This is a genomic window from Janthinobacterium tructae (assembly GCF_006517255.1).
GTDB classification, from domain to species: Bacteria; Pseudomonadota; Gammaproteobacteria; order Burkholderiales; family Burkholderiaceae_D; genus Janthinobacterium; species Janthinobacterium tructae.
In genome coordinates this window covers 2,765,419-2,789,926 of sequence record NZ_CP041185.1, presented here as the reverse complement: position 1 = coordinate 2,789,926, position 24,508 = coordinate 2,765,419, and the positions used below count along the sequence as shown (strand labels likewise).

Below are 24,508 nucleotides of genomic sequence, written 5' to 3'. Positions count from 1 at the left end.
GGCGGCGCGGAAGGATGATGGCGAAACTGTAATGCTTGCTTGAGCTTAGTTGATGCTCGCTGCAGGGGGAATCAAGACTTCGGCCGGCGCATCCGTGATGAACAGCTGCGCGCAATCGACCTTGTCGAATGTATAGTGCTGGCCGCAGAAATCGCAGTTCACGCCCACTTGTCCCACCTCGTCCAGGGTGCCGTTGACTTCTTCCTCGCCCAGCATCTTGAGCATATTGCCCACTTTTTCGCGCGTGCAGCTGCAATGGAAGCTAGGGTGCAGCGGCTCGAAGACGCGAATGGTTTCTTCCCAGAACAAGCGCTGCATCAGGGTTTCGATATCGGTGGCGAGGATTTCTTCCTCTTTCAGGGTCGACGCCAGCATCACGGCGCGGTGCCATGTGTCCAGCGCAACTTCTTCCGAGACAGGCGTCGCTTCGGCCTTGCCGCCATGGTGGGGCAGCTTTTGCAGCAGCAGGCCGCGCGAGACGCTGTCGTCCGTGGCCAGCCACAGACGCGTATCGAGCTGTTCCGAGCGCAACATGTAGTTTTCGATCACGGTCGCCATGTCGTCGCCGTCCAGCGGCACGATGCCCTGGTACGGCTGCTGGCCCGGCACCTTGTCGGCCGGGTCCAGGGTGATGATGAAGCGGCCCTTGCCCGTGGCGTTGAGCAACTGCGGCACGGTGGCGACGTCGGGGATGGTGGCGTCCGGGTCCAGCTTGGCCGTGGCGCGCAGGCGCAGGTCGGAGTCGCACTCGACGACCATCAGGCGCACGGGACCGTCACCGTGGATTTGCATGATGATGGAGCCGTTGAATTTCAGGTTGGCCGACAGCAGGGCGGCGGCGGCCACCATTTCGCCCAGCACTTTTTTCACGGCCGTCGGATAGGCGTGGCGCGATACCACTTCCTGCCAGGTGTGGGAAACGTCGATGAACTGGCCGCGCACGGCAGCGTTGTCGAAAATAAATTTTTGCAGGGTATCCTGGCCGCTAACGGCTGCGCTGACTGCGCCTGTGGTTTCAGTCGTCATTCTTTTATCCAATCTTCTTGAGTTGCGTATTAAATAGCTGGCCGCGTTGCACATAGTTCACGGCGTTGCCTTGTAGCCTGGTGATATCGTCTTCCGTCAGGGGCCGCACGGCTTTTGCCGGCGAGCCGATGATCAGCATATTGTCGGGAAATTCCTTGCCTTCCGTGACCAGGGCGCCCGCGCCGACCAGACACCCTTTGCCGATCTTCGCGCCGTTCAGGATCACGGCCTGGATGCCGATCAGGGCGCCATCGCCAATCGTGCACCCATGCAACATGGCCTGGTGGCCGATGGTGACGTTCTGGCCGATGTCCAGTGGGTAGCCCGGGTCCGTGTGCAGTACGGCGCCTTCCTGCACATTGCTGTTGGCGCCCACGGTGATGCGTTCATTGTCGCCGCGAAGCGTCGCGCCGAACCATACGGAGGTGTTCGCTTCCAGGGTCACCTTGCCGATCACGTTGGCCGTGTCGGCAACAAAAGCGGAAGCGTCAATCTGTGGCGCATCGGCGCCCAATTGGTAGAGTGTCATCATTAGCCTGTGGCGGTGGTGGAAGCGCCGGGCATGGCCGGACGCTGAAGTTTTACTGTGCTGCGTACGCTATTTTACGCTGTTGCAGGACAAGTCCTGGCGCCCGGCGCTAATCCGGTATAATAATCGAACGGTCGTACTTTTATGCGCACCTTATCTACATACACAGCATGTGGCGCCATCCGCGCCACTTTCAAGGCAGGCAATCAGATGAAACCCATGAAACTTTCCCGTTCCGAATTCATCAACATCCGCGGCGCCCGCACGCATGTGCGCCACTGGGGCCGCGAAGGCGCGCCCATCCTGTTCATGGTGCACGGCTGGATGGACGTGGCCGCCTCGTTCCAGTTCGTCGTCGACGAATTGCAAGGTGACTGGCACGTGATCGCGCCCGACTGGCGCGGCTTTGGCCTGAGCGATTACACGCAATCGGACACGTACTGGTTCCCCGACTACTTGGCCGACCTGGACGCCATGCTGCTGCACTATTCGCCGGATGCCCCCGTCAGGCTGCTCGGCCACAGCATGGGCGCCAACGTGGCCGGCCTGTATGCGGGTGTGCGGCCCGAGCGCATCAGCCGTTTCATCAACCTGGAAGGCTTCGGCATGATGGCGAGCAAGCCGGAGCAGGCGCCGGGCCGCTACGCCAAGTGGCTAGCCGAATTGCGCGAGCCGCCCGCGATGCGCAGCTATCCGAGCCGGCAGGCCGTGGCCGAGCGCCTGCAAAAGACCAATCCGCGCCTGCCGGACGCGCGCGCCGCTTTCCTGGCCGAGCACTGGTCGGCGCAGAACGAGGCGGGCGAGTGGGACATCCTGGGCGACCCGCAGCACAAGCGGGTCAATCCCATCCTGTACCAGGTGGACGAAGTGATGGCGTGCTGGCGCCGCATCACGGCACCGGTGCTGTGGGTGGAAGCCGATGACACGAATATGTGGCAATGGATGGGGCAGAAGGAAGAGGCGCGCATCGAAATCGACCGGCGTTTGGCCTGCATCAAGGATGTGCGCTGCGAGATGATGGCGGACGCGGGCCACATGCTGCACCATGACCAGCCGGCGGAGCTGGCGCGTCTGGTGGAAACTTTCCTGGCGCAGTAATGCGCTGGCACAACTGTGTCGCTAACGCGACTTCCTTATCGGGCAAGCAGCGTACAATGAAAACTTCTTCCATGCTGAGCCCGTGCAGGGTATTGTTTTCACATGCTTAAAGTCGACCTGCATTGTCATTCGAATATTTCCGACGGCGTGCTCGCGCCCGCTGCCGTGGCTGCGTACGCGCGCAAGGCGGGCGTCGATGTATGGGCGCTGACGGACCACGATGAAGTGTCCGGCGTCGCCGCCGCGCGCGCGGCCGCGCTGGACCTGGGCATGCGCTTCGTGGCCGGCGTGGAAATTTCCATCACCTGGGCCGGCCAGACCGTGCACATCGTGGGCTTGCAAGTCGATGAAAACAATCCGGGTCTGGTACAGGGCTTGCACCAGACACGTTCGGGGCGCGACGCGCGCGGCCGCGAAATCGCCCGCCAGCTGGATCTGGCCGGCATCCCCGACGCTTATGAAGGGGCCTTGAAATTTGTCGGCAATCCGGATCTGATGTCGCGCACGCACTTTGCCCGCTACATCGTGGAAACGGGGAAATGCGCGAACATCCCTGACGTGTTCAAGAAATACCTGTCGGAAGGCAAGCCGGGCTACGTCGAGCACCGCTGGGCCACGCTGGCCGAGGCGGTGGGCTGGATACGCGGCGCAGGCGGCGTGGCCGTCATCGCCCATCCGGGCCGCTACCGCTTCAGCGACATGGCGCAAGGCGTGCTGTTCGATGAATTCAAGCAACTCGGCGGCGTGGCCATCGAAGTCGTCACGGGCAGCCACAGTCCGGACCAGTATCCCGAATACGCGCAGCTGGCCAACGCCTATGGCTTCCTCGCTTCGCGCGGCACGGATTTCCATGCGCCGGGCGAGTCGCGCGTGGATTTTGCCAAGCTGCCGCCTTTACCTGCTAACGTAACCCCGATCTGGCACGACTGGTTTTAATGCCGTCGAAAATCTACTGCGCGGCGCGACTTGCGGCCTGCGATGCTCACTGTGCTAAAGCACAGCTCCGCTTCTCGGCCACAATTCACATCCGCTCGCGACGATTTTCTTAGGCATTAAGTGCAGGATGTGCGCGGGCTTGAAATTCGCCACTGCATGCTTATCTTTTAGCTATTACTCTCATTCTGGAGCCATCGCCCATGAAACGTATCGTCCTTTTTATTGCCACCAACCTGGCCGTGATGCTGGTGCTGTCGCTCGTCCTCAGCTTGTTGGGCGTGGGCAATCCGGCGCGCGGCAGCACCCTGAACCTGGGCAGCCTGCTGGTGTTTTCGCTGGTGGTGGGTTTTACAGGGTCGATCTTTTCTCTGTTGATCAGCAAACCGATGGCCAAGTGGAGCACAGGCGCGCGCGTCATCGACAACCCCACCTCGTCGACCGAGTTGTGGCTGGTCAATACCGTGCGCGCCTTGTCCGAGCGGGCCGGCATCGGCATGCCGGAGGTGGCCGTGTACGAAGGCGACGCGAATGCGTTTGCCACGGGCGCCTTCAAAAATTCGGCGCTGGTGGCCGTCTCGACCGGCTTGCTGCAGAGCATGAACCGCGATGAAGTCGAAGCCGTGCTGGGCCACGAGATCGCCCACGTCGCCAACGGCGACATGGTGACCTTGACCCTGATCCAGGGCGTGGTGAATACCTTTGTCGTCTTCATGGCCAGAGTGGTGGGTTTCTTTGTCGACAATGTGCTGCTGAAAAATAACAACCGCGAAGGCGGCGGACGCGGCATTGGTTACTTTGTTACCGTGATGGTGTGCGAAGTCATCTTCGGCTTGCTCGCTTCCATCATCGTGGCCTGGTTCTCGCGCCAGCGCGAATTTCGCGCCGATGCCGGTTCCGCCAAGCTGCTCGGCAGCCCCACGCCGATGATGCATGCGCTGGCCCGCCTGGGTGGTGTGCCGCCGGGCGAACTGCCGCAATCGATGCAGGCGCTGGGCATCAGCGGCGGCAATGGCGGCTGGGGCGCGCTGTTCGCCACCCATCCACCGATCGAGCAACGCATCGCCGCCCTGCGCGGCGTGCAATAATGATAATTAATGCCAATAACTAAGACTACGTAGACCATGAGTCAATTTTTCCAGATTCACCCCGAGAATCCGCAATTGCGCCTGATCAAACAGGCGGCGCAGATCATCGAGTCCGGCGGCGTGGTCGCCTTGCCCACGGATTCCTGCTACGCGCTGGTGTGCCAGCTCGACGACAAGGGCGCCGTCGAGCGCCTGCGTCGCATCCGTGGCGTGGATGAAAAGCATCATCTGACCCTGCTGTGCCGCGACTTGAGCGAACTGGGCTTGTATGCCCGCGTGGACAACCGCCAGTTCCGCCTGCTCAAGGCGGGCACGCCGGGCGCCTATACCTTCATCCTGGAGGCGACCAAGGAAGTGCCGCGCCGCCTCAGCCATCCTTCGCGCAAGACCATCGGCCTGCGCGTGCCGCAGCACCGCATCGTGCAAAGCCTGCTGGAAGAACTGGGCCAGCCCCTGCTGGGTGCGACCCTGACCCTGCCTGGCGACGAAGACAGCCTGACGGATGCCGACACGATCCGCGAACGGCTGGAAAAGCTGGTCGACCTGATCATCGATGGCGGCGTCTGCGCGCATGGCCCCAGCACCGTGATCGACCTGACGGGAGCGGAGCCGGAAGTGGTGCGCGTGGGACGCGGCGACCCGGCCGTGCTGGGCTTGTAGGCGGCATCGCGCGTCCATCCCGGCGCCGAAATTTACCTGTCTTTAACGGCAACGTAAGAAAGTGTCCAGGACGCCTCTGGTAGAATCGCGGTCATGAGCGATTTCAATACGATAGTCCAGACCGTTGCGGTGTACCTGGTGCCGGTGCTGTTTGCCATTTCCCTGCATGAGGCGGCGCACGGCTACGCCGCCCGCTATTTCGGCGACCCCACGGCCTCGAATGAGGGCAGGCTGAGCCTCAATCCCATCCGGCATATCGATCCTTTCGGCACGATACTGCTGCCCTTGATACTGTATTTCACGATCCAGGTACCGTTTGGCTATGCCAAGCCGGTGCCCGTCGATTTCAGCCGCCTGCGCAATCCGAAGAAGCAGATGGCCTGGGTGGCGTTTGCCGGTCCTGGCGCCAATTTCGTCATGGGTTTTGGCTGGATGATCGCCTTTGTCGTCCTCAGCGTCCTGCCGCCAACGGAAATGGGCATGTTTTTCCGCAAGATGGCCGGCGCCGGCGTCAGCGTGAATGCGGCCATGTTTGTCTTTAATCTGATTCCCGTGCCGCCGCTCGATGGCGGGCGCATCATGACGGGCTTGCTGCCGATGCAGCTGGCGCGTCCTTACGCCAGCATCGAGCGCTACAGCCTGTATGTCTTCGGCGCCCTGGTGCTGCTGATGTACACGGGCATCTTGAACCGCGCCCTGCTGGCGGCGATCGAATTTGTCATAGGAATTTTTGTCACCCTGGTCACGCCCCTGACGGCCATCTTGACTTGATGCCGCGCAAGCTGATGCATGCAATTAACTGATGAAAGTACCGATGCAAGTAACTGAACCAACAATAGAAACTGAAGCGATTTCGGGCTGGCTGCGCCGCTGGGCGCCCCTGATCCCGGGCGGTGAAGTGCTGGACCTGGCCTGTGGCGCCGGGCGCCATGCGCGCCACCTGGTCAGCCTGGGCCACCCCGTGATCGCGCTCGACCACGATCCGGAAATGCTGGAAAAGGCGGCCGGCACGGGCATCACCACCTCGCTGGTGGATCTGGAGGCGCCGGGTGCCGTATGGCCGTTCGCGGCTGGCCGCTTTGCCGGCATCGTCGTCACCAATTATCTGCACCGGCCTTTGCTCGAAGCAATGGTGGCCAGCCTGGCGCCCGATGGCGTGCTGCTGTATGAAACCTTTGCCGAAGGCAATGAACAGTTCGGCAAGCCGTCGAATCCTAAATTCCTGCTGAAGGAAGGCGAAATGCTGACCTGGGCGGTGCAGCACGGCTTGCGTGTGGTAGCGTACGAGGATGGGCGCGTGGAACAGCCAAAAGCTGCTCTGGTGCAACGAATTTGTGCCGTCCGGCCGGATTTTCCACGGTTGGCAGCCTTGCTGCCGACGTTTTGAGCGGCCATACTATGTCAGAATGCACCACAGGCGCGGGCTATCCGCTACAATCGTTGTTTTATTTATCGGCGCTATAAACTTACTATGATCAAGGGCAGCATTGTAGCAATCGTCACCCCGATGCACGCTGACGGCAGTCTGGACTTTCCAGGTCTGCGCAAGCTGATCGACTGGCATATTGCCGAGGGTACGGACAGCATCGTCATCGTTGGCACCACGGGCGAATCGGCAACAGTGAGCGTGGAAGAACACTGCGAACTGATCAAGTTGACCGTCGAACATGCCAAGGGACGCATTCCTATCATCGCCGGCGCCGGTGGCAACTCCACGGCCGAGGCCATCAAACTGACGCGCTATGCGAAAGAAGCGGGCGCCGATGCTGTTTTGCAAGTGGTGCCGTACTACAACCGTCCTACCCAGGAAGGCATGTACCAGCACTTCAAGGCCATCGCCGAAGCCGTCGACATCCCCGTCATCCTGTACAACGTGCCTGGCCGCACCGTTGCCGACATGAGCAACGAAACCATCGTGCGCCTGTCCGCCATCCCGAATATTGTCGGTGTGAAAGATGCGACCGGCAATATCGGCCGTGGCATCGACCTGTTGCGCCTGGTGCCAGCGGACTTCGCCGTGTACTCGGGCGATGATCCGACGGCCATGGCGCTGATGTTCTGCGGCGGCCACGGCAACATCTCCGTGACGGCCAATGTGGCGCCGCGCGCCATGCACGAACTGTGCGTCGCAGCCATGGCGGGCGATCGCGCCACGGCGATCGCCATCAATAACAAAGTTTTCCCCCTGCACCAGAAATTGTTTGTCGAGCCCAACCCGGTGCCCGTCAAATGGGCGCTGGCCGAAATGGGCATGATGCCAGCCGGCATACGCTTGCCACTGGTGCCGCTGGCTGAAAATTGCCATGCCACCGTGCGCGATGCCTTGCGCGACGCCGGCATCCTGTCTTAAGCCGAACTTCAAGCCCGGGCTTGACCAGTCCGGACCTTCCCTGATTCCAGCTGCTACTTAGCTTCTTATCCAGTTACGACATGACTAATTGCAAGAAAACCAAACCGGCGCCTGCCACCATCGCCGTCCGCGGCATCGTCATCGGCGCCGTCGCAGCCAGCCTCGCGGGCTGTGGCATGATCAGTTCGGTAGTCGGCGGCGACAAGGTCGACTACAAGTCGGTCAAGAAAGCCAGCACCCTGGACGTGCCGCCTGACCTGACGCAATTGCAGCAGGACAACCGCTACTCCCTGCCGGATGCGAAGAATGGCGTGGCCACGGCTTCCGGCTACAACGCGCAGCGCAACGCCACGGCCGGTACGCCCGTCATCGTGGGCGCCGACGGCGTGGTGGGTGTCGTGCCTGTCACGGCCGGTGGCGTGAAGGTCGAGCGCGCGGGCAATCAGCGCTGGCTGGTCGTCAAGCAGTCGCCTGAAGTACTGTGGCCGCAGCTCAAGCAATTCTGGGAAGATTCGGGCTTTACCGTCGCCATCGACCAGCCGACGGCTGGCATCATGGAAACCGAGTGGAACGAAAACCGCGCCAAGCTGCCGCAGGACTTTATCCGCAACACCATCGGCAAGGCCTTCGATTCGATGTATTCGACGGGCGAGAAAGACAAGTTCCGCACCCGCGTGGAACGCCTGGCCGACGGTTCGACCGAGATCTACATCAGCCACCGTGGCGTGGAAGAGGTCGTTACGGGCCGCGACAAGGAAACCACCACCTGGACCGCGCGTCCCAACGATCCAGGCCTGGAAGCGCAATTCCTGGCCAAGCTGATGACGCGCCTGGGCGCGGCCAGCGACGATGCGCAGGCGAAGACGGCCGTCGACGCCGCCATCGTGCAGCCGCAGCACGCCAAGCTGGTGGGCCAAGCCGCCACGCCGGCGCGCGCCATCGAAGTCGATGAAGGTTTCGACCGCGCCTGGCGCCGTGTCGGCCTGGCCCTGGACCGTGTCGGCTTCACGGTGGAAGACCGCGACCGCACGCAAGGCACGTATTTCGTGCGTTACGTCGATCCGGATGTCGTCAAGAAAGATGGTTTCTTCTCGAAACTGTTCAGCTGGGGCTCGTCCTCCGACAAGGACAAGGAAGCGCAGCGCTACCGCGTCCTGGTCAAGGCCGGCAATGGCTCCACCAGCCTGGTCAGCATCCTCAGCAACGAAGGTCAGGCGGACGTCTCGCCAGTGGCCGAGAAGATCCTGGGCTTGCTGAACGAGCAGTTGAAATAAGCAGGCTGATACCGGCAGGTCGTAAATCCTGCCGCACATTAAAAAGGCTGGCCCGGGAAACGGGGCCAGCCTTTTTTATTGTGCATGCACCTGGACGCAGCAACGCCCAACAAAACCGTAGCGAGCGCCAGTGATTTGTGGCTAAGAAGCGCAACCGTACTTTAGTACGGGGGCGCCGAGCCGGTGAGCATCGCAGGCCGCAAAGCGCGGCGCGCAGTAGGTTTGGTTGGGCGTTTACCCAACAAAAAAGCCGACCCGAAGGTCGGCTTTCTCTAGTGCAGGGTGCTAAATTACTTAGCAGCCGATGCAGCAGCCGAAGCAGCCGAAGCAGCGTCGCTAGCGGCCGAAGCGGCAGCCGAAGCAGCAGCAGCAGCGTCGGTAGCGGCCGAAGCAGCAGCGTCAGCAGCAGCGGCAGCTGGAGCAGCTTCAACTGCTGGAGCAGCTGCTGGGGTTTCAACTACTGGTGCTGGTGCAGGAGCTTCTTCTTTTTTGCTGCAAGCAGCCAGAGCAACAACCATCAGGGAGGCGATCAGCAGGGATTTTTTCATTTGTTTTCCTTAATTATTTCAAAAAATAAATCAATATTGTTGCGATGAATAATTACCGGTAATTATCGCTCGTTAGGTCGTCTTCGAAGGCTTTTCGTACCAGGTGGTGCCTGCCAGACAACGGAAACTTCCTAACCGAATATTATAGCGATTTTTGGTGCGTCGCAATAGGAGCAAGAGGCAAATTCGCAACTATTTTGTGATATCGCAATATTTGCCGAAGCAAATTGCAAGCAAGTGTAAGCGATTTGCGAAAGCACGACAAAACGATATAAAAATAATATGTTTCATTGCGCTAGCGCAGATGCCGTCTTTTCACCTGTAGTCATACCACTTTGCTACGCCACGATCATTCAAGCCAGTTCGATCCAGCCATCCTGGTACCAGGTATATAAGGCATCCATCACGTCATCGGAAGCCTGGGCCACGGCGGCGCCATCGAGCGCGCGTTCGTTGGCCAGGGTTTCCAGAGCCGTTTTATCGGCCTTGCCAATGGCAAACGATTCGCCATTGATGAAGACATTCTTGCCACGATACAGCATCAGCGTCTTGCGCGACAACACGACGCCTTTTTTCTGTGCGGCGTCCGCGAAGCGGCCCACCGTCAGCGGCTTGGACAGCGGCGTGAAAAACACATTGTGTTTCGGTTCCGACAGATGTTCGCCCAGGAAAATGGTCACGTCTTCTTCCGTGAAGCGCACCTTGTTGATTTCTTCCGTGATGGTGCTGAGCATTTCACGGGGGATTTCCGCCGGCTTGCCCGAGGCTTTCAAGTCGGGATCGCTATAGATGCCCGGCAAGTCGATCGAGTCGGCCATGAATTGCAGGAAAGCTTCGCCCAGTTCCTGGAACGTGGGTGAGCGGAAGCCGATCGAATACGTCTGGCAATCGCCGATGGCCACGCCGTCGTGCGCGTAGTGGGGCGGCAGGTACAGCATGTCGCCCGGTTCCAGCGTGAATTCTTCGTTGGGTGTGAAGTTGCTGAGGATTTTCAGCGGCAAGCCGTCGATCAGGCTCAGATCCTTCTGCGCGCCGATGCGCCAGTGGCGCTTGCCCTGGCCTTGCAGCAGGAACACGTCGTAGGAATCGAAATGCGGGCCCACGCCGCCGCCATCGGTGGCGAAGCTGACCATCAGGTCGTCCAGGCGCGCGTCCGGCAGGAAACGGAACTGGCGCAGCAGGGCGTCGGCCTTGGCGCTGTGCAGGTTGGCACCCTGCACCAGCAGGGTCCATTCCTTCTGTTTCAGCGAGGGCAGGCTGGTCAACGGACCTTGCTGCATGTTCCAGTGGCCGTCCACATGGCTGACCAGGCGCGATTCGACGTGGTCGAGGGTGGCCAGCTCGGCCAGGGCCTTGATATCGAACAGGGCCTTGAAGCCAGGCACGGCTTGACGGATTAACAAGGGCTTTTTATGCCAGTAGTCGCGCAGGAATTGCGCCGGCGTGATATCGCCGAGGAGAGTTAATTTTTTCATGCGCCCATTATAACAACCGGAAATGCAGGAATGCGCCTGCCGTTGGCGGCGTGAAGGTATAATTTGCCAGCTTATACAATGAAAGGAAGCATAATGAAGATTGCCAAAAATACGGTCGTGACTGTCAACTACAAACTGTCAGACGCGCAAGACAATCTGATCGAAGACGGCCGTCAGCCGATGGTCTACCTGCACGGTGATTATGAAAACACCCTGCCGAAGATCGAAGAAGAGCTCGACGGCAAGGAAGTTGGCTATTCCAACACGATCCAGATCGAACCGGATGATGCTTTCGGTGAATACGATCCAGCCCTGGTGAAGGTCGAGCCGCGCAATCGCCTGCCTGAGCCGCTGGAAGTGGGCATGCAGTTCGAAGGCATGCCGGAAAGCGATTCGCCGGACGAAGAAGCGATGATCTTCACGGTGACCGATATCGCCGACGACAAAGTCGTGCTGGACGGCAACCATCCACTGGCCGGCATCGCGCTGCGCTTCTCGCTGACCGTCGCTGACGTACGCGAAGCCACCGACGAAGAAATCGCCCATGGCCACGTGCATGGCGCACATGGCCATGACCATGGCGATGATGAAGAAGAAGGTGACGAAGGCGATCACTTCCGTACGCATCCTATCCACTAACACCTGACCAAACCTACTGCGCGCAGCGGGGCGCGGCCGGCGATGCTCACCGTACTTCAGTACGGTTGCGCTTCTCGGCCACGCCGCGCAGCTGCTCGCTACGGTTTTGTCAGGCGTCGTGACGCTGGTGGGTTGGATAGATAAAGGCTGGCTTTGCGTCGGCCTTTATCTATTGCGGCGCACGTTTATCTGCGCACAGTCGACGCCTTGGCCCGCGCTTGCGCCGATGGACGGGTGGCACGTTGACGCACCTCAAAGAATGGCGTCTTGCCGGGCCGTACGGCGATGGCGGACCAGTCGTTGTCGATGCTGACGTGGCCCAGGTTGCCCTTCCAGCTGATTTTCGGCCCGCCAGCCCTGGCCGCGGCCTTTTTACTCTTGCCCTCCTTGCCATCCGCATCGCCAGCGCGCTGCGTATCGACCAATAACACCTTGCCGCTGAATTTCTTTGCCAGGGTACGGATCTGCTTGCGTGGTCCGGCAAAGCCGTCCTGTTTCGAACTGAAGCTGGGCAGCAGCGAATTGTCGTCTTCGTCCAGTACGCCCACATCGCCATCGGAAAACAGCACGATGCCGTCGAGTTGCTTGCGCTGCGCCATGGCGAACAGGCGCTGCAGCCAGGAGCGGTTGGCCACCAGTCGGTCTTCGAATTCGCTGTTGCGTCCCGCTTCTGGCAGGAAATGGTTGTTATTCGCGGGCAGGTTGATGGTGGCAAACAGCACGCCGCCGTATTCCCAGTGGGCGTTTTCCGCATAGCTGCGGAACTTCGCCGTCGATGACAGCCGCGACAGGGTCAGCTTGCGCTGGCCCAGGCTCTGGTCGTCGGCAAAATACACGTCGCGCAAGCGGTTCAGGCGCTCGATCGCGTTGACCCTGCCGCGCGAATTGCGGCAGTTGGCCCAGTCGCTGGCCGACAGCGAGACGATCAGCGGCGGCCCGCTGGCGTCCAGCACATCCTTGCGCTGGCTGTACAGCTTGTCGCTGCAGGATTCACTGGCGGCCTTGATGCCGGTAGCCACGACGAACGACGCATTGAAGGCGCTCGTTTCCGCGATGGCCTTCTTTAAAGGGCCGTCGTCCGGTCCGGCGTTGAAGGAGTGGCCCAGCACTGCAAACTCGAAGCCGGCTTGGTCGCTTGGTGCGGCCAGCGCCACTTGCCATGGCAGGCTGGCGGCCAGCAAGCCGGCAGCCAGCAGGCGCAGGCGTAGGCTAGCCATGCTGCGCCGTATGGTCATGCGGCTGCCAGCCGTTTCAACTGGTACAACTGCTCCAGCGCGTCGCGCGGCGTGAGCGCATCGGGATCGAGGTCGGCGATGGCGTCGAGCAAGGCTTGCTGCGCCGCGTTCAGCGCGGCCAGCGGCGCCGCTTCCTCTTCTTCCTCTTGCGCATACGGATCGGCCGAAGGCAGCGAGAACAGGTCGCGCTGCGGCGTGGCATCGAGCGCCTGCGCTTCCAGGCGCGCCAGATGCTTGCGCGCGGCTTTGATCACGGGCTGCGGCACGCCGGCCAGCTGCGCCACCTGCAAGCCGTAGCTTTGCGAGGCGGGACCGGCTTGCACGGCGTGCAGGAAGACGATGCTGTCCTTGTGCTCGACGGCGGACAAATGCACGTTGGCGGCGCTCGGGTGGCTGTCCGGCAGTTGCGTCAGCTCAAAGTAGTGCGTGGCAAACAGGGTGAAACTGCGGCTGCTGTCGATCAGATGGCGCGCGATGGCCCATGCCAAAGCCAGGCCATCGAAGGTCGAGGTGCCGCGACCGACTTCATCCATCAGCACCAGCGAATGCTCGGTGGCGCCGTTCAAAATCGCCGCCGATTCCGTCATTTCCACCATGAAGGTCGAGCGTCCGCCCGCCAGGTCGTCGGTGGCGCCGATGCGCGTGAAGATGCGGTCGATGGGGCCGATGGTGGCGGACGCGGCCGGCACATAGCTGCCCACGTAGGCCAGCAGGGTGATGAGTGCCACCTGGCGCATGAAGGTCGATTTACCGCCCATGTTCGGGCCTGTAATCAGCAGCAGCCGGCGTTCGTTGACGAGGCGGCAATCGTTGGCGATGAAGCGTTCGATCTGCTTTTCCACCACCGGGTGGCGGCCTTCGATGATGTTGATGCACGGCTCGTCGACCAGTTGCGGCGCGGCCCAGTTGTGCTGCTGCGCATGTTCGGTGAGCGCGTTCAGGGTGTCGAGCTGGGCCAGGCCCTGCGATATGGTCTGCAAGGTGCCGATATGCGGCGCCAGCTCGGCCAGCAGCAGGTCGTACAGCAGTTTCTCGCGCACCAGGGCCTTGTCTTGCGCCGACAGGGCCTTGTCTTCGAACACCTTGAGTTCCGGCGTGATGTAGCGCTCGGCGTTTTTCAGGGTCTGGCGGCGGCGGTAGTCGTCCGGCACCTTGTCCGTCTGGCCGTGCGTGACTTCAATATAGAAGCCGTGCACCTTGTTGTATTCGACGCGCAGGTTGGCGATGCCCGTGCGCGCGCGTTCGCGCGTTTCCAGGTCGAGCAGGAACTGGCCCGCGTTTTCCGACAACGCGCGCAGTTCGTCCAGTTCGGCATCAAATCCGGTGGCAAACACGCCGCCGTCGCGCACCATGGCGGCCGGTTCCTGCGCCACGGCGCGCACCAGCAAGTCCAGGCAGGCGGTCGGTGTCGCCAGTGCCGCGTGGATGGCGGCCAGCAAACCGCTTTCTCCACCCTGGCCGGGACCATAACAACGGACCACGTCGCCGCGCAGGGCCGGCAGTTGCAGCAGGCCGTCGCGCAGGGCGGCCAGGTCGCGCGGACGCGCCGACAGCAGCGCGATGCGCGTGGTGATGCGTTCGATGTCGGGCACTTGCGCCAGCGTGGCGGCCAATGGCCCCGCCGCTTCGCTTTGCGCCAGCGCGGCGATCGCTTCATGGCGCGCGCGCGCCACGTTCTGGTCGCGCCGCGCATGGTGCAGCCAGTGGCGCAGCATGCGCGAACCCATGGCGGTGCGGCAATGATCCAGCAGCGAGAACAGCGTAGGCGATTCCTGCCCGCGGATGGTTTCCGTCAACTCCAGGTTGCGCCGCGTGGCCGCGTCCAGGCCGATGAATTCGCTTTCCGTTTCCGTCGTCAAAGAGCGCACGTGCTGCAAGCCGCGACCCTGCGTCGATTGCGCATAGCGCAGCAGCGCGCCGGCCGCGCCGAACGCGGCGCCGAGGCCGTCGGCGCCAAAGCCGGTGAGTGTCGCCACGCCCAATTGGTCCAGCAGGGCCTTGTGGCCGCCCACCACGTCGAAATGCCAGTCCGGCACGCGGTTGATGTGCGTGCCCGCATAGTCATCGAACAGGTTGCCATTGTCGCCGCTCAAGATCTCAGCCGGCACGATGCGCTCCAGCTCCTGCTGCAAGCGCGCCGCCACGGTGCCGCTGTCGCCGGAAAACTCCATCAGTTTCAGCGCACCGCTGGCCAGCGACAGCCAGGCCAGGCCCGTGGTGACCGTCTTGCGCTGCGTGATGCTGCACATGGCCAGCAGCGGACGCTCGGCTTTCTCTGGCAGCAAGTCCGCATCCGTCAGGGTGCCGGGCGTGACCACGCGCATGACCTTGCGCTCGACAGGGCCCTTGCTGGTGGCCGGGTCGCCAATCTGTTCGCAAATGGCCACGGACTCGCCCAGCTTGACCAGCTTGGCCAGGTAGCCATCGAGCGAATGAAACGGCACGCCGCACATTTTAATCGGGTTGCCGCTGGCCACGCCGCGCGCCGTCAGGGTAATGCCCAGCAGGCGCGAGGCTTTTTCCGCGTCCTCGAAAAACAGCTCGTAGAAATCGCCCATGCGATAAAACACCAACATCGTCGGGTGGTTTTCCTTGATGCCTAAATATTGCTGCATCATCGGCGTGAGCTTTTCAGCGGAATTCTTCTTTGCCGCGGCGGCGTTGATTTCTTTTGGGACGGTGGTCATGTGTTCTTTGTCGTTGGTCCGGCGGCAGGGAAGGCATGCCTGCCGGGCTGTGGGTGGTGCTGTGTGCGTTCAAGGCCGCGCTGTCAGGCGATGCTTGAGTCCAAGGCCGTCATTTTACCGCTTTCGGCAGGCGGGGCGGCGTATTGCGTGCGGATGTGAAAAAGCCGCGCGGAGGTGGCGCGGCTTGGATATCCGGTAGTACTAGTGGTTGGGCGAAAAGTGTCTGTCGGTGGCTGTACGGATTACGTATCGACAGTGCCGCCTATTGATGCTTCCGGGTCAAAACTGAAGACACGCAATTCCGGCAAGTCTTGCTCGCCTCGAATGATGCGTACAGTCAGTACGAACGAGAGTTCCCAGCGCCCCTTGCTCTGACCCACGTCAAGGTTGTGTTTCCAATCCTGGCGGATGCGGCGCAGATCGGGCAGGGCAGGGTCTGGTGGCAGGACATGGGACTCGAAATCCAGGGGCACCTGATAGGTGGCGCCGGTCGCTTGCAGAAAGGGAGATGGCAGCGAATAGCGGGTGGGTACGTCGGGGCCGATTTGGGTCAGCTGGGGTACGCTGATGAGGCAGCAATCGACGATTTGGAAAGAGGTAAAACCACTCGCCTTTGTGCCACAGCAATTGACTTCCAGGTAGACGTGCTGGCCTTGCTGAAAATGCACACCGCCCATGTAGGGGCCGTGGCGCGGGTCAGCGCTGCCGTCGCAGGAAGTAAACGCATAGTCGAGCTGGTTAGTGATTTGGTCTGCATCAAAATGGACCGATAACTTCATCCAAGGTTTTTCATACGTCATGTTTTCTGATTTCTTTCCATATTAATAAGTAATTTCTGATAGCGAACATCTCGCCGTAGTGTCAACAGATCGGGAGCGGATTCGATCAGGTTGAGGGGGTAGCCGCGTTCCAGGGCCTGTTGCAACGCCGCCATCGCTTCATTGCGCTTGCCTATCAGTTCATAGGTTAGTGCGGCCCTGAACTGGATGTCTGGCAATGTGGGAGCAAGCTGGACAGCTTGTGTTACGTGCTTGAGCGCATCGTCTTGCGAGCCCGCATAGGCTGAATACAGCGCCAGCCGAGAATTGATTTTTGGGTCGTCTGGCGAGTGGCGTAGCATCACTTGAATCAGCGTAATTGCGCGCCGGTAAGAGTCGCGTGACGATTCAACCTGTCCGGGTACCCACCGTTGGGCATCCGCCAGGTTCGCCCATAACAGGTAGTTACCGGGACCGCCTTTATTGTCTGAAACGGCTTTCTTAAATGCCTGCACTGCTCCCAGATAGTCGCCCCGGTTAAACAGGGCATTGCCGAGGTTGGTATACAGTTCCCAGTCAGGATGCACTTGTAATCCTTGCTGTAGCACCTGCAGGGCTTCGTCACTGCGATTCAGACGGTCCAGTGTGCCGCTGAGTTGGGCGTAGGCATTGGCCACATGCGGATCTATCTGTATGGCTTTCCGAAAGTGCTTTTCAGCTTCCGTGTAATTGCCTAGGTTGTAGTGCAGTTTGCCCAGGATAGAAATCAAAGGGCGATTACGGGGATATAGTGTGATAGCCTTGTCAAGCACTTCCTGAGCCAGGTCAAATTTTTGTGCATGGATGAGTAGGCGCGCCTTACCATACATGCCCAGCAGATTGCTTGGTTCAAGGTTCAAGGCTGCCGTGACTTCCTGCATCGCTTGCGGACGTTTGCCCTGGTACTCCAGAACCCAGGCCTGTGCCACATGGGCAAGAGCCAGTTGATCGTCGGCTGCCAATGCTTGTTTTGCGGCAATGTCTGCGCGTTTCAGCCAAGTTTCATCACGCCCACTGCCAAAATAGTGCAATGTGAAAGCCAGTGACAGGCCGGCATTTGCCGCAGCGTGTTCAGGATTGTGTTTAAGTACGGTACTGAAATATTCAACTGCCTGTTTCTGTGCGCTTTCTTGGTCAAACGAGCGCAATGCTTCCATCCCCGCCGCCATGCTGACCATTTCCGAATACGGCGCGGGTGCTTTCTCGCCCGTGACGAACGACTTGACGGCAGGAATGATATTGGGCAGTTGCCATCCTGTCAGTACCGCCAGCAGCGCCACGCCCGCGCCCCACTGCAGGGTGCGCTTGCGGGGCAGGGGCAGGCGGATGGAGACGCTGGCGGGCGGTTCTTCCTTCGCGGGCGTCTCGTCAGCAAGGGCCGTGGCTAAGGTGACAGCTTCTCCGCGCTGCGCCCCTATTGCCTCGCGCACAGCGCGCATGGTGCGTGGCCGTTCGGCAGGGTTGTGCGCCGTCATCGCGCGCACGAGGGCGTTGATGGCGGGCGGCACGGTTTCAGGCAGGTCGGGCCACGGTTCCGTCGCCTGCATGTGGGCGGCGGCCAGGGCCAGGCCGTTCAGGTGGGCGAAGTGGCGCTGACCGGCCAGCATTTCGTACAGCATGGCGCCCAAGGCATACACGTCGCCGCGCGTGTCGGGCAGGCGGCCCATCAGGCGCTCGGGCGCCATGTAGGCGATCGTGCCCTGCAAGTCGCACAGGGTGGTCGTCTGCGTCGCTTGCGGGTCGATGTGGCGCGCCAGGCCGAAGTCGAGGATGCGCACCTTGCCATTCGCCTCCAGCATCAGGTTCGACGGTTTCAAGTCGCCGTGGACGAGGTCCATGGCATGCGCCTCGTCCATGGCGTCGGCGATCTGGTAGGCGATGTCGAGCGCGGCTTGCAAGTCGGCCTTGCCACTGTGCATGAATTGCCCCAGCGTCTGGCCTTCGACCAGTTCCATGACGATGGACTGGCCCGTGCCCTGGCCCTCGATGGCAAAGATGCGCACGAAGGCCGCATGCTTGAGCGAGGCAGCCAGGCGCGCTTCATTGATGAGTTTTGCCGGATGCAGCACGTCGGCTTGCGGTTTCAGCCGCTTGAGCGCCACGCTGCGGCACAGCTTGGCATCCCAGGCTTCGAATACATGGCCGAAACCGCCTTCGCCCAGCAAGCGGCGCACTTCATAGTGCCCGCTGATCGTGTCGTCTTGCGACGGGGTCTGACGCAGGGAGTCGAGCAGTTCCATATACCTTGGCTTCAGAGTGCATCAGCGTGGACGTCAAGCATCGAAAGGGTCAATGCGATGCTTGAGTGCCCAAAATGATTGATTTTGAGTAACTTCCTGATTTAAAACGATTGTTTTGAATAAGTCAATTAATATTGGCAAGGAGTGAACAAAAGTTGCTGTGCCAGCGTCGGGATGGCATTCCTTGCTGATGCATGCAATCTTGTTCAAACTCAATTTTCCTATTCCCCGCTTCCTCAATAATGCAGACGAGGCTGTACCGGCATGTGCCGATCAGGCGATGGGAGCAGGTATGGATGAGTTGTTGCAGTATTACGAGCGCGAACTGGGTACCTTGCATGCGCACAATCAGGCGTTTGCCCGGCGCTATCCGGCCATCGCCGGTGCGCTGGGCATCGTGGGCAGTGACTTGGGCACCACCGACGATCCGCACATGGCGCGCATGCTGCAGGCGTTTGCCATGTTCAATGCGCGCACGGCGAAGCGGCTGGCCGATGGCTTCGGCACCTTCAGCGAAACTTTGCTGGAAGTTAATTTCCCCCATTATTTGCGCCCGTTTCCTGCCTGTGCCATTGCGCGCATCGATAACGACCTTGCGGCGGTGAGCGAGCTGGCAGTGATCCCGCGCGGCACGCTCATGCATGCAGCGGAGCATCAGAGCGTTGCCTGCAAGTTCACCACCGCCTACGATGTCGCCGTGGCGCCGCTGCGCCTGTCCGAGGTGCGTTTCCAGTCCATCGTGGCGGCGCCGCCCGCAGTGCGCCTGCCACCGGATCTTGGGGCGGCGATCAGCATCACGCTCGAAGCGACGGGCGCCACGTCCACTCTGGACGGGCTCGCGCTGCCGACGCTGCGCCTGTTCCTCGACGGCGAGCCTTCCTTTTGCGCCACCTTGCGCGACAGCCTGTTCCTGCGTGCGCGTTGTACCTGTGTGGAAGTCGATGGCGTATGGCATGCGCTGGACGCAGTGCCCTTGCATCCGGTCGGCTTTGCCGGCGAGGATGCCTTGATGCCGGCCATGGCCGCCTCGCATCCCGCTTACCGCCTGCTGGGCGAATGGTTTGCCTTTCCGGATAAATTCAATTTCGTCGACCTGGACCTGGCCGCGCTGCGCCCGCTGTTGCCGCCGGCCTGCCGGCGCTGCACCGTGCACCTGCTGCTGGCCGACGTGCAGGCCGATGCGGATATCGCGCGCATCTTGCGGCCCCTGTCCGCCAGGCATCTGGTGACGGGATGCACACCCGTCGTCAACCTGTTTCGCCAGGCGGCCAATCCCATTCGCTTGACGCACGCGAGCGCCGAGCATGTGCTGCTGCCATCGGTGCGGCAGGCGCATTGCTACGATATTTACAGCGTCGATAGCGTGCAGGTGCTCAGTGAAACGCAGAGCGGTGGCGCACTCGATGCGTTTCACCCGTTCTATTCGATGCGCCATGGCGAAGCGGGCGGGCGCCAGGGACGCTACTGGGTGACGCGGCGCGACGAAGACATGGCGTTGAGCAATCCCGGCTACGACATGCGCATCGCCTTTGTCGACGGCGCCATGCAGCCGCTGCACGACGCGACGCAAACGGTGTCCATCATGCTGACCTGCAGCAACCGCGATTTGCCAGGCCGCCTGGTGTTGGGCAATGCCGCGGGCGACCTGCACCATGACGGCGTGGCCAGCGCCTTGCCGGTGCGCCTGCTGCGCAAACCCGGCGCGCCGTGCCGCTTCCCTGCGGGCGCGGCGTCGCATTGGCGGCTGATCGCGCAATTGTCCCTGAACCATCAGTCGCTGAATGAACAGGGCTTGCCGCTCTTTAAGCAAATACTCGAGTTGTATAACTTGCCCGGTTCGGCCAGCGCCGCGCGCCAGATCGCGGGCTTGACGGGACTGCGCCAGCGCGCCGCGAGTACCTGGCTGCAGGACGAGGCGGGCGGCAGCCTGGTCTTTGGCATCGACGTCTTGCTGTCCGTCGATGAAGAAGCCTTTGTCGGCAGCGGCTTGCATGCCTTTGCCCAGGTGATCGAACGCTTTCTCGGGCTGTATGTCCACCTGGCCTCATTTACCCGCCTGATCGTCTTGTCGCAGAAGACTGGAAAGGAGTTGCTGTGCTGCCTGCCACGCAATGGAAACCAGACACTGGTGTAGTCGCGCGCCTGCTGGCCGATCCGTCCGGCACCGGCTTCTTTCAGGCGGTGCGCCTGCTGTCTGCCTGGCTGATGCAGCAGGGCATTTCGCAGGAGCAGGTGTTTGAGGATTATCTGCGCCTGCATGGCAGCGCATCGCTGTCGTTTGCGCCGGGCGAAATCGAACAGCTGTGGCTGGAACCGCAGGCGGACGGCGAAACGCAGGTGCATGTGCAGGCGGCCATGCTGGGTTTTTTAGGCGTGCATGGCAGCTTGCCGCTGCATTACACGGAAACGCTCGCCCGCCACGAGCGGCAGACGGGCGATGGCGGTCCCCGTGCCTGGCTCGACACGCTCTCGCAACGCGCGCTGGCCTTGTTTTACCAGGCCTGGGCCCGCTACCGCATCGAATGCCAGATGGACGCCGACGGCGGCGATTTCCTGCCCATGCAACTGGCGCTGGCGGGCGCCCTGCCTGCCGAGGTGGCCAGGCAGGAACATGGCTTGCCAGCGCATGTGCTGGCCCATTATGCGGCCTTGCTGCGGCACCGGCCCGTGGCGGCCGACGTGATGCAGGCGCTGCTGGCCGGGTATTTCGGCGTGCCCGTGCGCATACAGCGTTTTGTGGGCGCCTGGTTCCGGCGCGCGCCGCAGGAGCGCACCTTGCTGGCTAGCGCCAACGTGCGGCTTGGACAAGGCACCATGCTGGGCGAGCGCTGCCGGCGCGCCGACTTGCGCGTGCGCCTGGTGCTGGGGCCGCTGGCGCGCCGTGTCTATGAGGATTTCTTGCCCGGACGCCCCGGTGCGCTGGCCCTGCGTCAGATGCTGGGCCTGTTTGGCTTGCCTGGCATGAGCTTTGAAATACGCCTGGTGCTGCGCCGGGAAGATGTGCGCACCTGCGTCCTGGGCATGGGCGCCTGCCTGGCGGAGGATGCCTTTTTGGCCGACAAGCTGCCGGCCCGTGAGCGTGACGACATGCATTACGACATTCGATTCGATGGTTCCGCCTGAGACCGCCTTATTGATGGACCCCGCTGACTGCTGGAAGGAAGAAAACCATGGAAGACTTCGCGCAATGGCTGGCCGTGGACAAGGCCTTGACTACCGACAAGCGTGCTCTGCGGCTGCGCCTCGCTTACCCGGAAGGCATCAATGAGGATGTCTTGCTGCCGCAGCGCATCAGCGGCAGCGAGGCGATCTGCGGCGGGATCGAGTACCGCATCCTGTGCGTGGCCACCGAGGCGCAACTGCCGCTGAAACAGTTCATCGCCGTGCCAGCCGAATTGCAGATCGTCACCGACCGCGGGCAGCTGCGCAGGGTCTGCGGCATCGTCGCCGAAGCGAGCGCGGGGCAAAGCGATGGCGGCCTGGCGACCTATCAGCTGGTGCTGCGCGACGGTCTGGCCTTGATGGAAAAACGCGTCAACACGCGCGTGTTTCGCAACAAGCACGAATTGCAGATCGTGCAGCTTCTGTTTGAGGAGTGGCGGCAGGGCAATAGCGTGCTCGCCGCCAGCCTGGATCTCGCCATCGATGCGGCGCTGGCGGCGCGCAGCCTGCCCGTGCGCGAATTCACGATGCAGCACAATGAATCCGATGCCGCCTTTATCCGCCGCCTGCTCAGGCGCCGCGGCATCGCCTGGTGTTTCCAGGCGGGAGCGCCCGCCAGCGCGCACGCCGCCCACGTGCCCGTGCATACTCTGCTGCTATTCGACGACGCCAGCCGCCTGGCGCAAAACGCGGCCGGCACGGTACGCTATCACCGCGATGACGCCACCGAAGAGCGCGACACGGTCACGGCCTGGAATGCCGTGCGTCGCTTGCAGCCCGGAAAGTCGGAGCGCTACAGCTGGGATGACGGCCACCCGCACAGCCCGCAATTCATGCGCACCCAAGCGGGCGGCAAGGCGGACCAGGGCGGTAACGGCAATCGCCTGGCGGCCAGCCTGGACGACTACATCGTGGAAATGCCGCTTGCCGGCGCCGGCAACGACGACCATCGCCTGCTGGGGCAGTTGGCGATGGCGCGCCACGACCTGGAGACCAAGTGTTTTCAGGGCGAAAGCTGCGTGCGCGATTTCTGTGTGGGTCAATGGTTCAGTCTGCAAGGACATGCGGAGATCGACACGCACCCGGCGGCCGAGCGCCAGTTCGTGCTCACGGCCGTGAGCGTGTTGGCCAGTAACAACTTGCCTAAAGGTCTGGATGCGCGCATAGAGCGTTTGTTCGCGCACAGCGGCTGGCAGGCGGACGCGGGTCTGGCGCAGGTTGCCGCTGCCGAGCCAGCGTCGATCTTGCGCTATCGCAATCGTTTTACCTGCGTGCGGCGCGGCGTCGACATCGTGCCCGCTTTTGATCCGCGCAGCGACTTGCCGGTGGTGCGCCTGCAAAGCGCGCTGGTCGTAGGGCCTGCCGGCGAGGAAGTGCATTGCGATGCGCTGGGGCGCGTCAATGTGCGTTTTGTTGCGACGCGCGCGCAAGATCACGCGCATGCCAACGGTTCCGGCGCGTCCGATACGGAGCGCGATTCGGCCTGGGTGCGCGTGGCATCGAGCTGGACCGGCAATGGCCCGGGCAGCGGCAACCAATGCGGCACGGTAAGCTTGCCGCGCATCGGCGCCGAAGTGCTGATCGACTTTCTTGGCGGCGACCCGGACCGGCCCATCATCGTGGGCCAGCTGTACAACGCCGTGGGCGTGCCGCCGGGCCTGAGCAGCCGCGGCGCCTTGCCGGGCAACCGTTATCTGTCCGGCATGCGCAGCCGCGAAGTGCGCGGTGGGCGCGGCAACCAGCTGTGCTTTGACGACACGCCGTCGCAGATCAGCGCGCAGCTGGCCAGCGACCAGGCGGCCACGCAATTGAACCTCGGCTATCTGACCGAACCGCGCAGCGACGGCGCAGGGCGGCAGCGCGGCGACGGCTTTGAATTGCGCAGCGACGCCAGCGGCAGCGTGCGCACGGCCCGCTCGCTGCTGATTTCGGCCTGGAAACAGCTGGGCGCCAGCGGCAAGCAGCTCGACGGCAGCGAGCATGCCGCCGTGATGCAGGAATGCCTGGAATTGTTTAGCTCCCTGGGCGATTTTGCCGCCCAGCACCAGGCGCTGGCGCTGGACGCGGCCGGCAGCAAGGCGCTGGGGGCCGCGATTGCCGCCGACCAGGCCGCCGTCAGCATCACGGCGCCCGAGGGCGTGGCGCTGAGTACCCCCCAAACCATCAGCGGCAACGCGGGCGCGAATATCGACCTGGTGGCCCAACAGCATTTGCAACTGAGCGCGGCCCAGCGCTGCAACGTCAACGCGGGCAAGGGCATTTCCCTGTTCGCGCACCAGGACGGCATCGTGCAGGTGGCCCATTTTGGCAAGTTCTTGCTGCAAAGCCAGCACGATCTTCTGCAGGCGGACGCCGCCAAGGAGATCCGCCTGACAGCCGGCACGCGCCTGGTCGGCGTGGCGCAGGATGAAATCACCTTCATGACGGCGGGCGGCGCCTACCTGAAACTGTCCGGTGGTGAGGTCGAGCTGGGCGGACCCGGCGCGCTGACGGTCAAGACCGACGGTCACCACTGGAACGGCCCGGCCAGCATGAAAGGCGAGCGGCCCACCTTCGGCGAGGGCGAGCTGGGCCGCGTGCCGCGCTTGCTGCGTCCCACCGATGGCTTGCCCGTCGACGGCGTGGAAGTGCACATCGAGCGCGAAGGCGACAGTCCGCTGACGGGCGTCAGCGGCGCCGACGGGCGCGGGCCGAAGGTGGAAACCGATCACCTGCAGCGGCTGAAGGGATTTTTCTTCCGCCGCCGTTCCTGAGACCCGACATCGGA

At 62.0% G+C, this 24,508-nt stretch carries 20 protein-coding genes; 12 read left to right on the top strand and 8 right to left on the bottom strand.

The window, feature by feature from the left end; translation table 11 throughout:
- Positions 1 to 45: 45 nt before the first annotated feature.
- Together hslO and FJQ89_RS12120 are read right to left on the bottom strand one after the other, a co-directional pair.
- The gene (gene hslO, locus FJQ89_RS12125; RefSeq protein WP_141170363.1) at positions 46 to 1,026 is read right to left on the bottom strand and encodes an Hsp33 family molecular chaperone HslO; all 981 of its coding nucleotides are present in this window, start codon (positions 1,024 to 1,026) and stop codon (positions 46 to 48) included.
- A 4-nt stretch (positions 1,027 to 1,030) separates the two neighbouring features.
- A complete protein-coding gene (locus FJQ89_RS12120) occupies positions 1,031 to 1,555 on the bottom strand; it encodes a gamma carbonic anhydrase family protein (RefSeq protein WP_141172763.1) in 525 nt (174 codons plus the stop codon).
- A gap of 219 nt (positions 1,556 to 1,774) precedes the next feature.
- On the opposite strand from FJQ89_RS12120, the gene FJQ89_RS12115 reads away from it, so the two are divergent.
- The 8 genes from FJQ89_RS12115 (at position 1,775) to bamC (ending at position 8,958) form a co-directional block, all read left to right on the top strand.
- Positions 1,775 to 2,653 carry an alpha/beta fold hydrolase gene (locus tag FJQ89_RS12115; RefSeq protein ID WP_141170362.1) on the top strand — a complete coding sequence of 293 codons (879 nt, stop codon included), beginning with the start codon at positions 1,775 to 1,777 and terminating at the stop codon, positions 2,651 to 2,653.
- A 102-nt stretch (positions 2,654 to 2,755) separates the two neighbouring features.
- Positions 2,756 to 3,589, top strand: a complete 834-nt coding sequence (locus FJQ89_RS12110) for a 3',5'-nucleoside bisphosphate phosphatase (RefSeq protein ID WP_141170361.1) — start codon at positions 2,756 to 2,758, stop codon at positions 3,587 to 3,589.
- A gap of 200 nt (positions 3,590 to 3,789) precedes the next feature.
- Positions 3,790 to 4,674, top strand: a complete 885-nt coding sequence (gene htpX / locus FJQ89_RS12105) for a protease HtpX (RefSeq protein WP_070303511.1) — start codon at positions 3,790 to 3,792, stop codon at positions 4,672 to 4,674.
- Positions 4,675 to 4,710: 36 nt separating this feature from the next.
- Positions 4,711 to 5,334, top strand: coding sequence for an L-threonylcarbamoyladenylate synthase (locus tag FJQ89_RS12100; protein WP_141170360.1), 624 nt, complete (start codon positions 4,711 to 4,713; stop codon positions 5,332 to 5,334).
- Positions 5,335 to 5,427: 93 nt separating this feature from the next.
- Positions 5,428 to 6,105 (top strand): site-2 protease family protein, encoded by a 678-nt coding sequence (locus FJQ89_RS12095; protein ID WP_141170359.1) that lies wholly within the window; start codon positions 5,428 to 5,430, stop codon positions 6,103 to 6,105.
- A 43-nt stretch (positions 6,106 to 6,148) separates the two neighbouring features.
- Positions 6,149 to 6,721, top strand: coding sequence for a class I SAM-dependent methyltransferase (locus FJQ89_RS12090; RefSeq protein WP_141170358.1), 573 nt, complete (start codon positions 6,149 to 6,151; stop codon positions 6,719 to 6,721).
- A gap of 84 nt (positions 6,722 to 6,805) precedes the next feature.
- Positions 6,806 to 7,684: a 4-hydroxy-tetrahydrodipicolinate synthase gene (dapA, locus tag FJQ89_RS12085; protein ID WP_141170357.1), complete on the top strand. Its 879-nt coding sequence runs from the start codon at positions 6,806 to 6,808 to the stop codon at positions 7,682 to 7,684.
- An 80-nt stretch (positions 7,685 to 7,764) separates the two neighbouring features.
- Entirely contained in the window at positions 7,765 to 8,958 is a 1,194-nt protein-coding gene (gene bamC, locus FJQ89_RS12080; RefSeq protein ID WP_141170356.1) for an outer membrane protein assembly factor BamC, read from the top strand.
- Between the two features lie 290 nt (positions 8,959 to 9,248).
- Here the strand turns inward: bamC and FJQ89_RS12075 are convergent, their stop codons facing one another.
- Positions 9,249 to 9,506 carry a hypothetical protein gene (locus FJQ89_RS12075; RefSeq protein ID WP_081344460.1) on the bottom strand — a complete coding sequence of 86 codons (258 nt, stop codon included), beginning with the start codon at positions 9,504 to 9,506 and terminating at the stop codon, positions 9,249 to 9,251.
- A gap of 353 nt (positions 9,507 to 9,859) precedes the next feature.
- Positions 9,860 to 10,981: a cupin domain-containing protein gene (locus FJQ89_RS12070; RefSeq protein ID WP_099762772.1), complete on the bottom strand. Its 1,122-nt coding sequence runs from the start codon at positions 10,979 to 10,981 to the stop codon at positions 9,860 to 9,862.
- Positions 10,982 to 11,074: 93 nt separating this feature from the next.
- Between FJQ89_RS12070 and FJQ89_RS12065 the strand changes: the two genes are divergently transcribed.
- Positions 11,075 to 11,620: an FKBP-type peptidyl-prolyl cis-trans isomerase gene (locus FJQ89_RS12065; RefSeq protein ID WP_141170355.1), complete on the top strand. Its 546-nt coding sequence runs from the start codon at positions 11,075 to 11,077 to the stop codon at positions 11,618 to 11,620.
- A gap of 185 nt (positions 11,621 to 11,805) precedes the next feature.
- Here FJQ89_RS12065 and FJQ89_RS12060 read toward each other — a convergent pair whose 3' ends face one another.
- The 4 genes from FJQ89_RS12060 to FJQ89_RS12045 form a co-directional block, all read right to left on the bottom strand.
- Complete coding sequence (locus FJQ89_RS12060) at positions 11,806 to 12,837, bottom strand: hypothetical protein (protein WP_243136529.1); 1,032 nt, start codon at positions 12,835 to 12,837, stop codon at positions 11,806 to 11,808.
- 14 nt (positions 12,838 to 12,851) lie between these two features.
- Complete coding sequence (gene mutS, locus FJQ89_RS12055) at positions 12,852 to 15,542, bottom strand: DNA mismatch repair protein MutS (protein ID WP_141170353.1); 2,691 nt, start codon at positions 15,540 to 15,542, stop codon at positions 12,852 to 12,854.
- Between the two features lie 242 nt (positions 15,543 to 15,784).
- On the bottom strand, positions 15,785 to 16,342 hold the full coding sequence (locus tag FJQ89_RS12050; RefSeq protein ID WP_141170352.1) for a hypothetical protein: 558 nt from the start codon (positions 16,340 to 16,342) through the stop codon (positions 15,785 to 15,787).
- Positions 16,339 to 18,504: a serine/threonine-protein kinase gene (locus tag FJQ89_RS12045; protein ID WP_168208446.1), complete on the bottom strand. Its 2,166-nt coding sequence runs from the start codon at positions 18,502 to 18,504 to the stop codon at positions 16,339 to 16,341. Before FJQ89_RS12045 ends, FJQ89_RS12050 begins: the two co-directional genes overlap by 4 nt.
- Positions 18,505 to 18,871: 367 nt before the next feature.
- Here FJQ89_RS12045 and tssF point away from each other — a divergent pair, with 367 nt between their 5' ends.
- Genes tssF through FJQ89_RS12030 form a run of 3 tightly spaced genes read left to right on the top strand, consistent with a single transcriptional unit; the run spans position 18,872 to position 24,494 of the window.
- Positions 18,872 to 20,713: a type VI secretion system baseplate subunit TssF gene (gene tssF / locus FJQ89_RS12040; protein ID WP_141170350.1), complete on the top strand. Its 1,842-nt coding sequence runs from the start codon at positions 18,872 to 18,874 to the stop codon at positions 20,711 to 20,713.
- Entirely contained in the window at positions 20,674 to 21,702 is a 1,029-nt protein-coding gene (gene tssG / locus FJQ89_RS12035; RefSeq protein WP_168208445.1) for a type VI secretion system baseplate subunit TssG, read from the top strand. Before tssF ends, tssG begins: the two co-directional genes overlap by 40 nt.
- A gap of 47 nt (positions 21,703 to 21,749) precedes the next feature.
- On the top strand, positions 21,750 to 24,494 hold the full coding sequence (locus tag FJQ89_RS12030; protein ID WP_141170348.1) for a type VI secretion system Vgr family protein: 2,745 nt from the start codon (positions 21,750 to 21,752) through the stop codon (positions 24,492 to 24,494).
- Positions 24,495 to 24,508 lie beyond the last annotated feature (14 nt).

Coding starts and splice junctions, on each gene's coding strand:
- hslO (WP_141170363.1), bottom strand. CDS start 1,026: ATGACGACTGAAACCACAGGCGCAGTCAGCGCAGCCGTTAGCGGCCAG.
- FJQ89_RS12120 (WP_141172763.1), bottom strand. CDS start 1,555: ATGACACTCTACCAATTGGGCGCCGATGCGCCACAGATTGACGCTTCC.
- FJQ89_RS12115 (WP_141170362.1), top strand. CDS start 1,775: ATGAAACTTTCCCGTTCCGAATTCATCAACATCCGCGGCGCCCGCACG.
- FJQ89_RS12110 (WP_141170361.1), top strand. CDS start 2,756: ATGCTTAAAGTCGACCTGCATTGTCATTCGAATATTTCCGACGGCGTG.
- htpX (WP_070303511.1), top strand. CDS start 3,790: ATGAAACGTATCGTCCTTTTTATTGCCACCAACCTGGCCGTGATGCTG.
- FJQ89_RS12100 (WP_141170360.1), top strand. CDS start 4,711: ATGAGTCAATTTTTCCAGATTCACCCCGAGAATCCGCAATTGCGCCTG.
- FJQ89_RS12095 (WP_141170359.1), top strand. CDS start 5,428: ATGAGCGATTTCAATACGATAGTCCAGACCGTTGCGGTGTACCTGGTG.
- FJQ89_RS12090 (WP_141170358.1), top strand. CDS start 6,149: ATGCAAGTAACTGAACCAACAATAGAAACTGAAGCGATTTCGGGCTGG.
- dapA (WP_141170357.1), top strand. CDS start 6,806: ATGATCAAGGGCAGCATTGTAGCAATCGTCACCCCGATGCACGCTGAC.
- bamC (WP_141170356.1), top strand. CDS start 7,765: ATGACTAATTGCAAGAAAACCAAACCGGCGCCTGCCACCATCGCCGTC.
- FJQ89_RS12075 (WP_081344460.1), bottom strand. CDS start 9,506: ATGAAAAAATCCCTGCTGATCGCCTCCCTGATGGTTGTTGCTCTGGCT.
- FJQ89_RS12070 (WP_099762772.1), bottom strand. CDS start 10,981: ATGAAAAAATTAACTCTCCTCGGCGATATCACGCCGGCGCAATTCCTG.
- FJQ89_RS12065 (WP_141170355.1), top strand. CDS start 11,075: ATGAAGATTGCCAAAAATACGGTCGTGACTGTCAACTACAAACTGTCA.
- FJQ89_RS12060 (WP_243136529.1), bottom strand. CDS start 12,837: ATGGCTAGCCTACGCCTGCGCCTGCTGGCTGCCGGCTTGCTGGCCGCC.
- mutS (WP_141170353.1), bottom strand. CDS start 15,542: ATGACCACCGTCCCAAAAGAAATCAACGCCGCCGCGGCAAAGAAGAAT.
- FJQ89_RS12050 (WP_141170352.1), bottom strand. CDS start 16,342: ATGACGTATGAAAAACCTTGGATGAAGTTATCGGTCCATTTTGATGCA.
- tssF (WP_141170350.1), top strand. CDS start 18,872: ATGGATGAGTTGTTGCAGTATTACGAGCGCGAACTGGGTACCTTGCAT.
- FJQ89_RS12030 (WP_141170348.1), top strand. CDS start 21,750: ATGGAAGACTTCGCGCAATGGCTGGCCGTGGACAAGGCCTTGACTACC.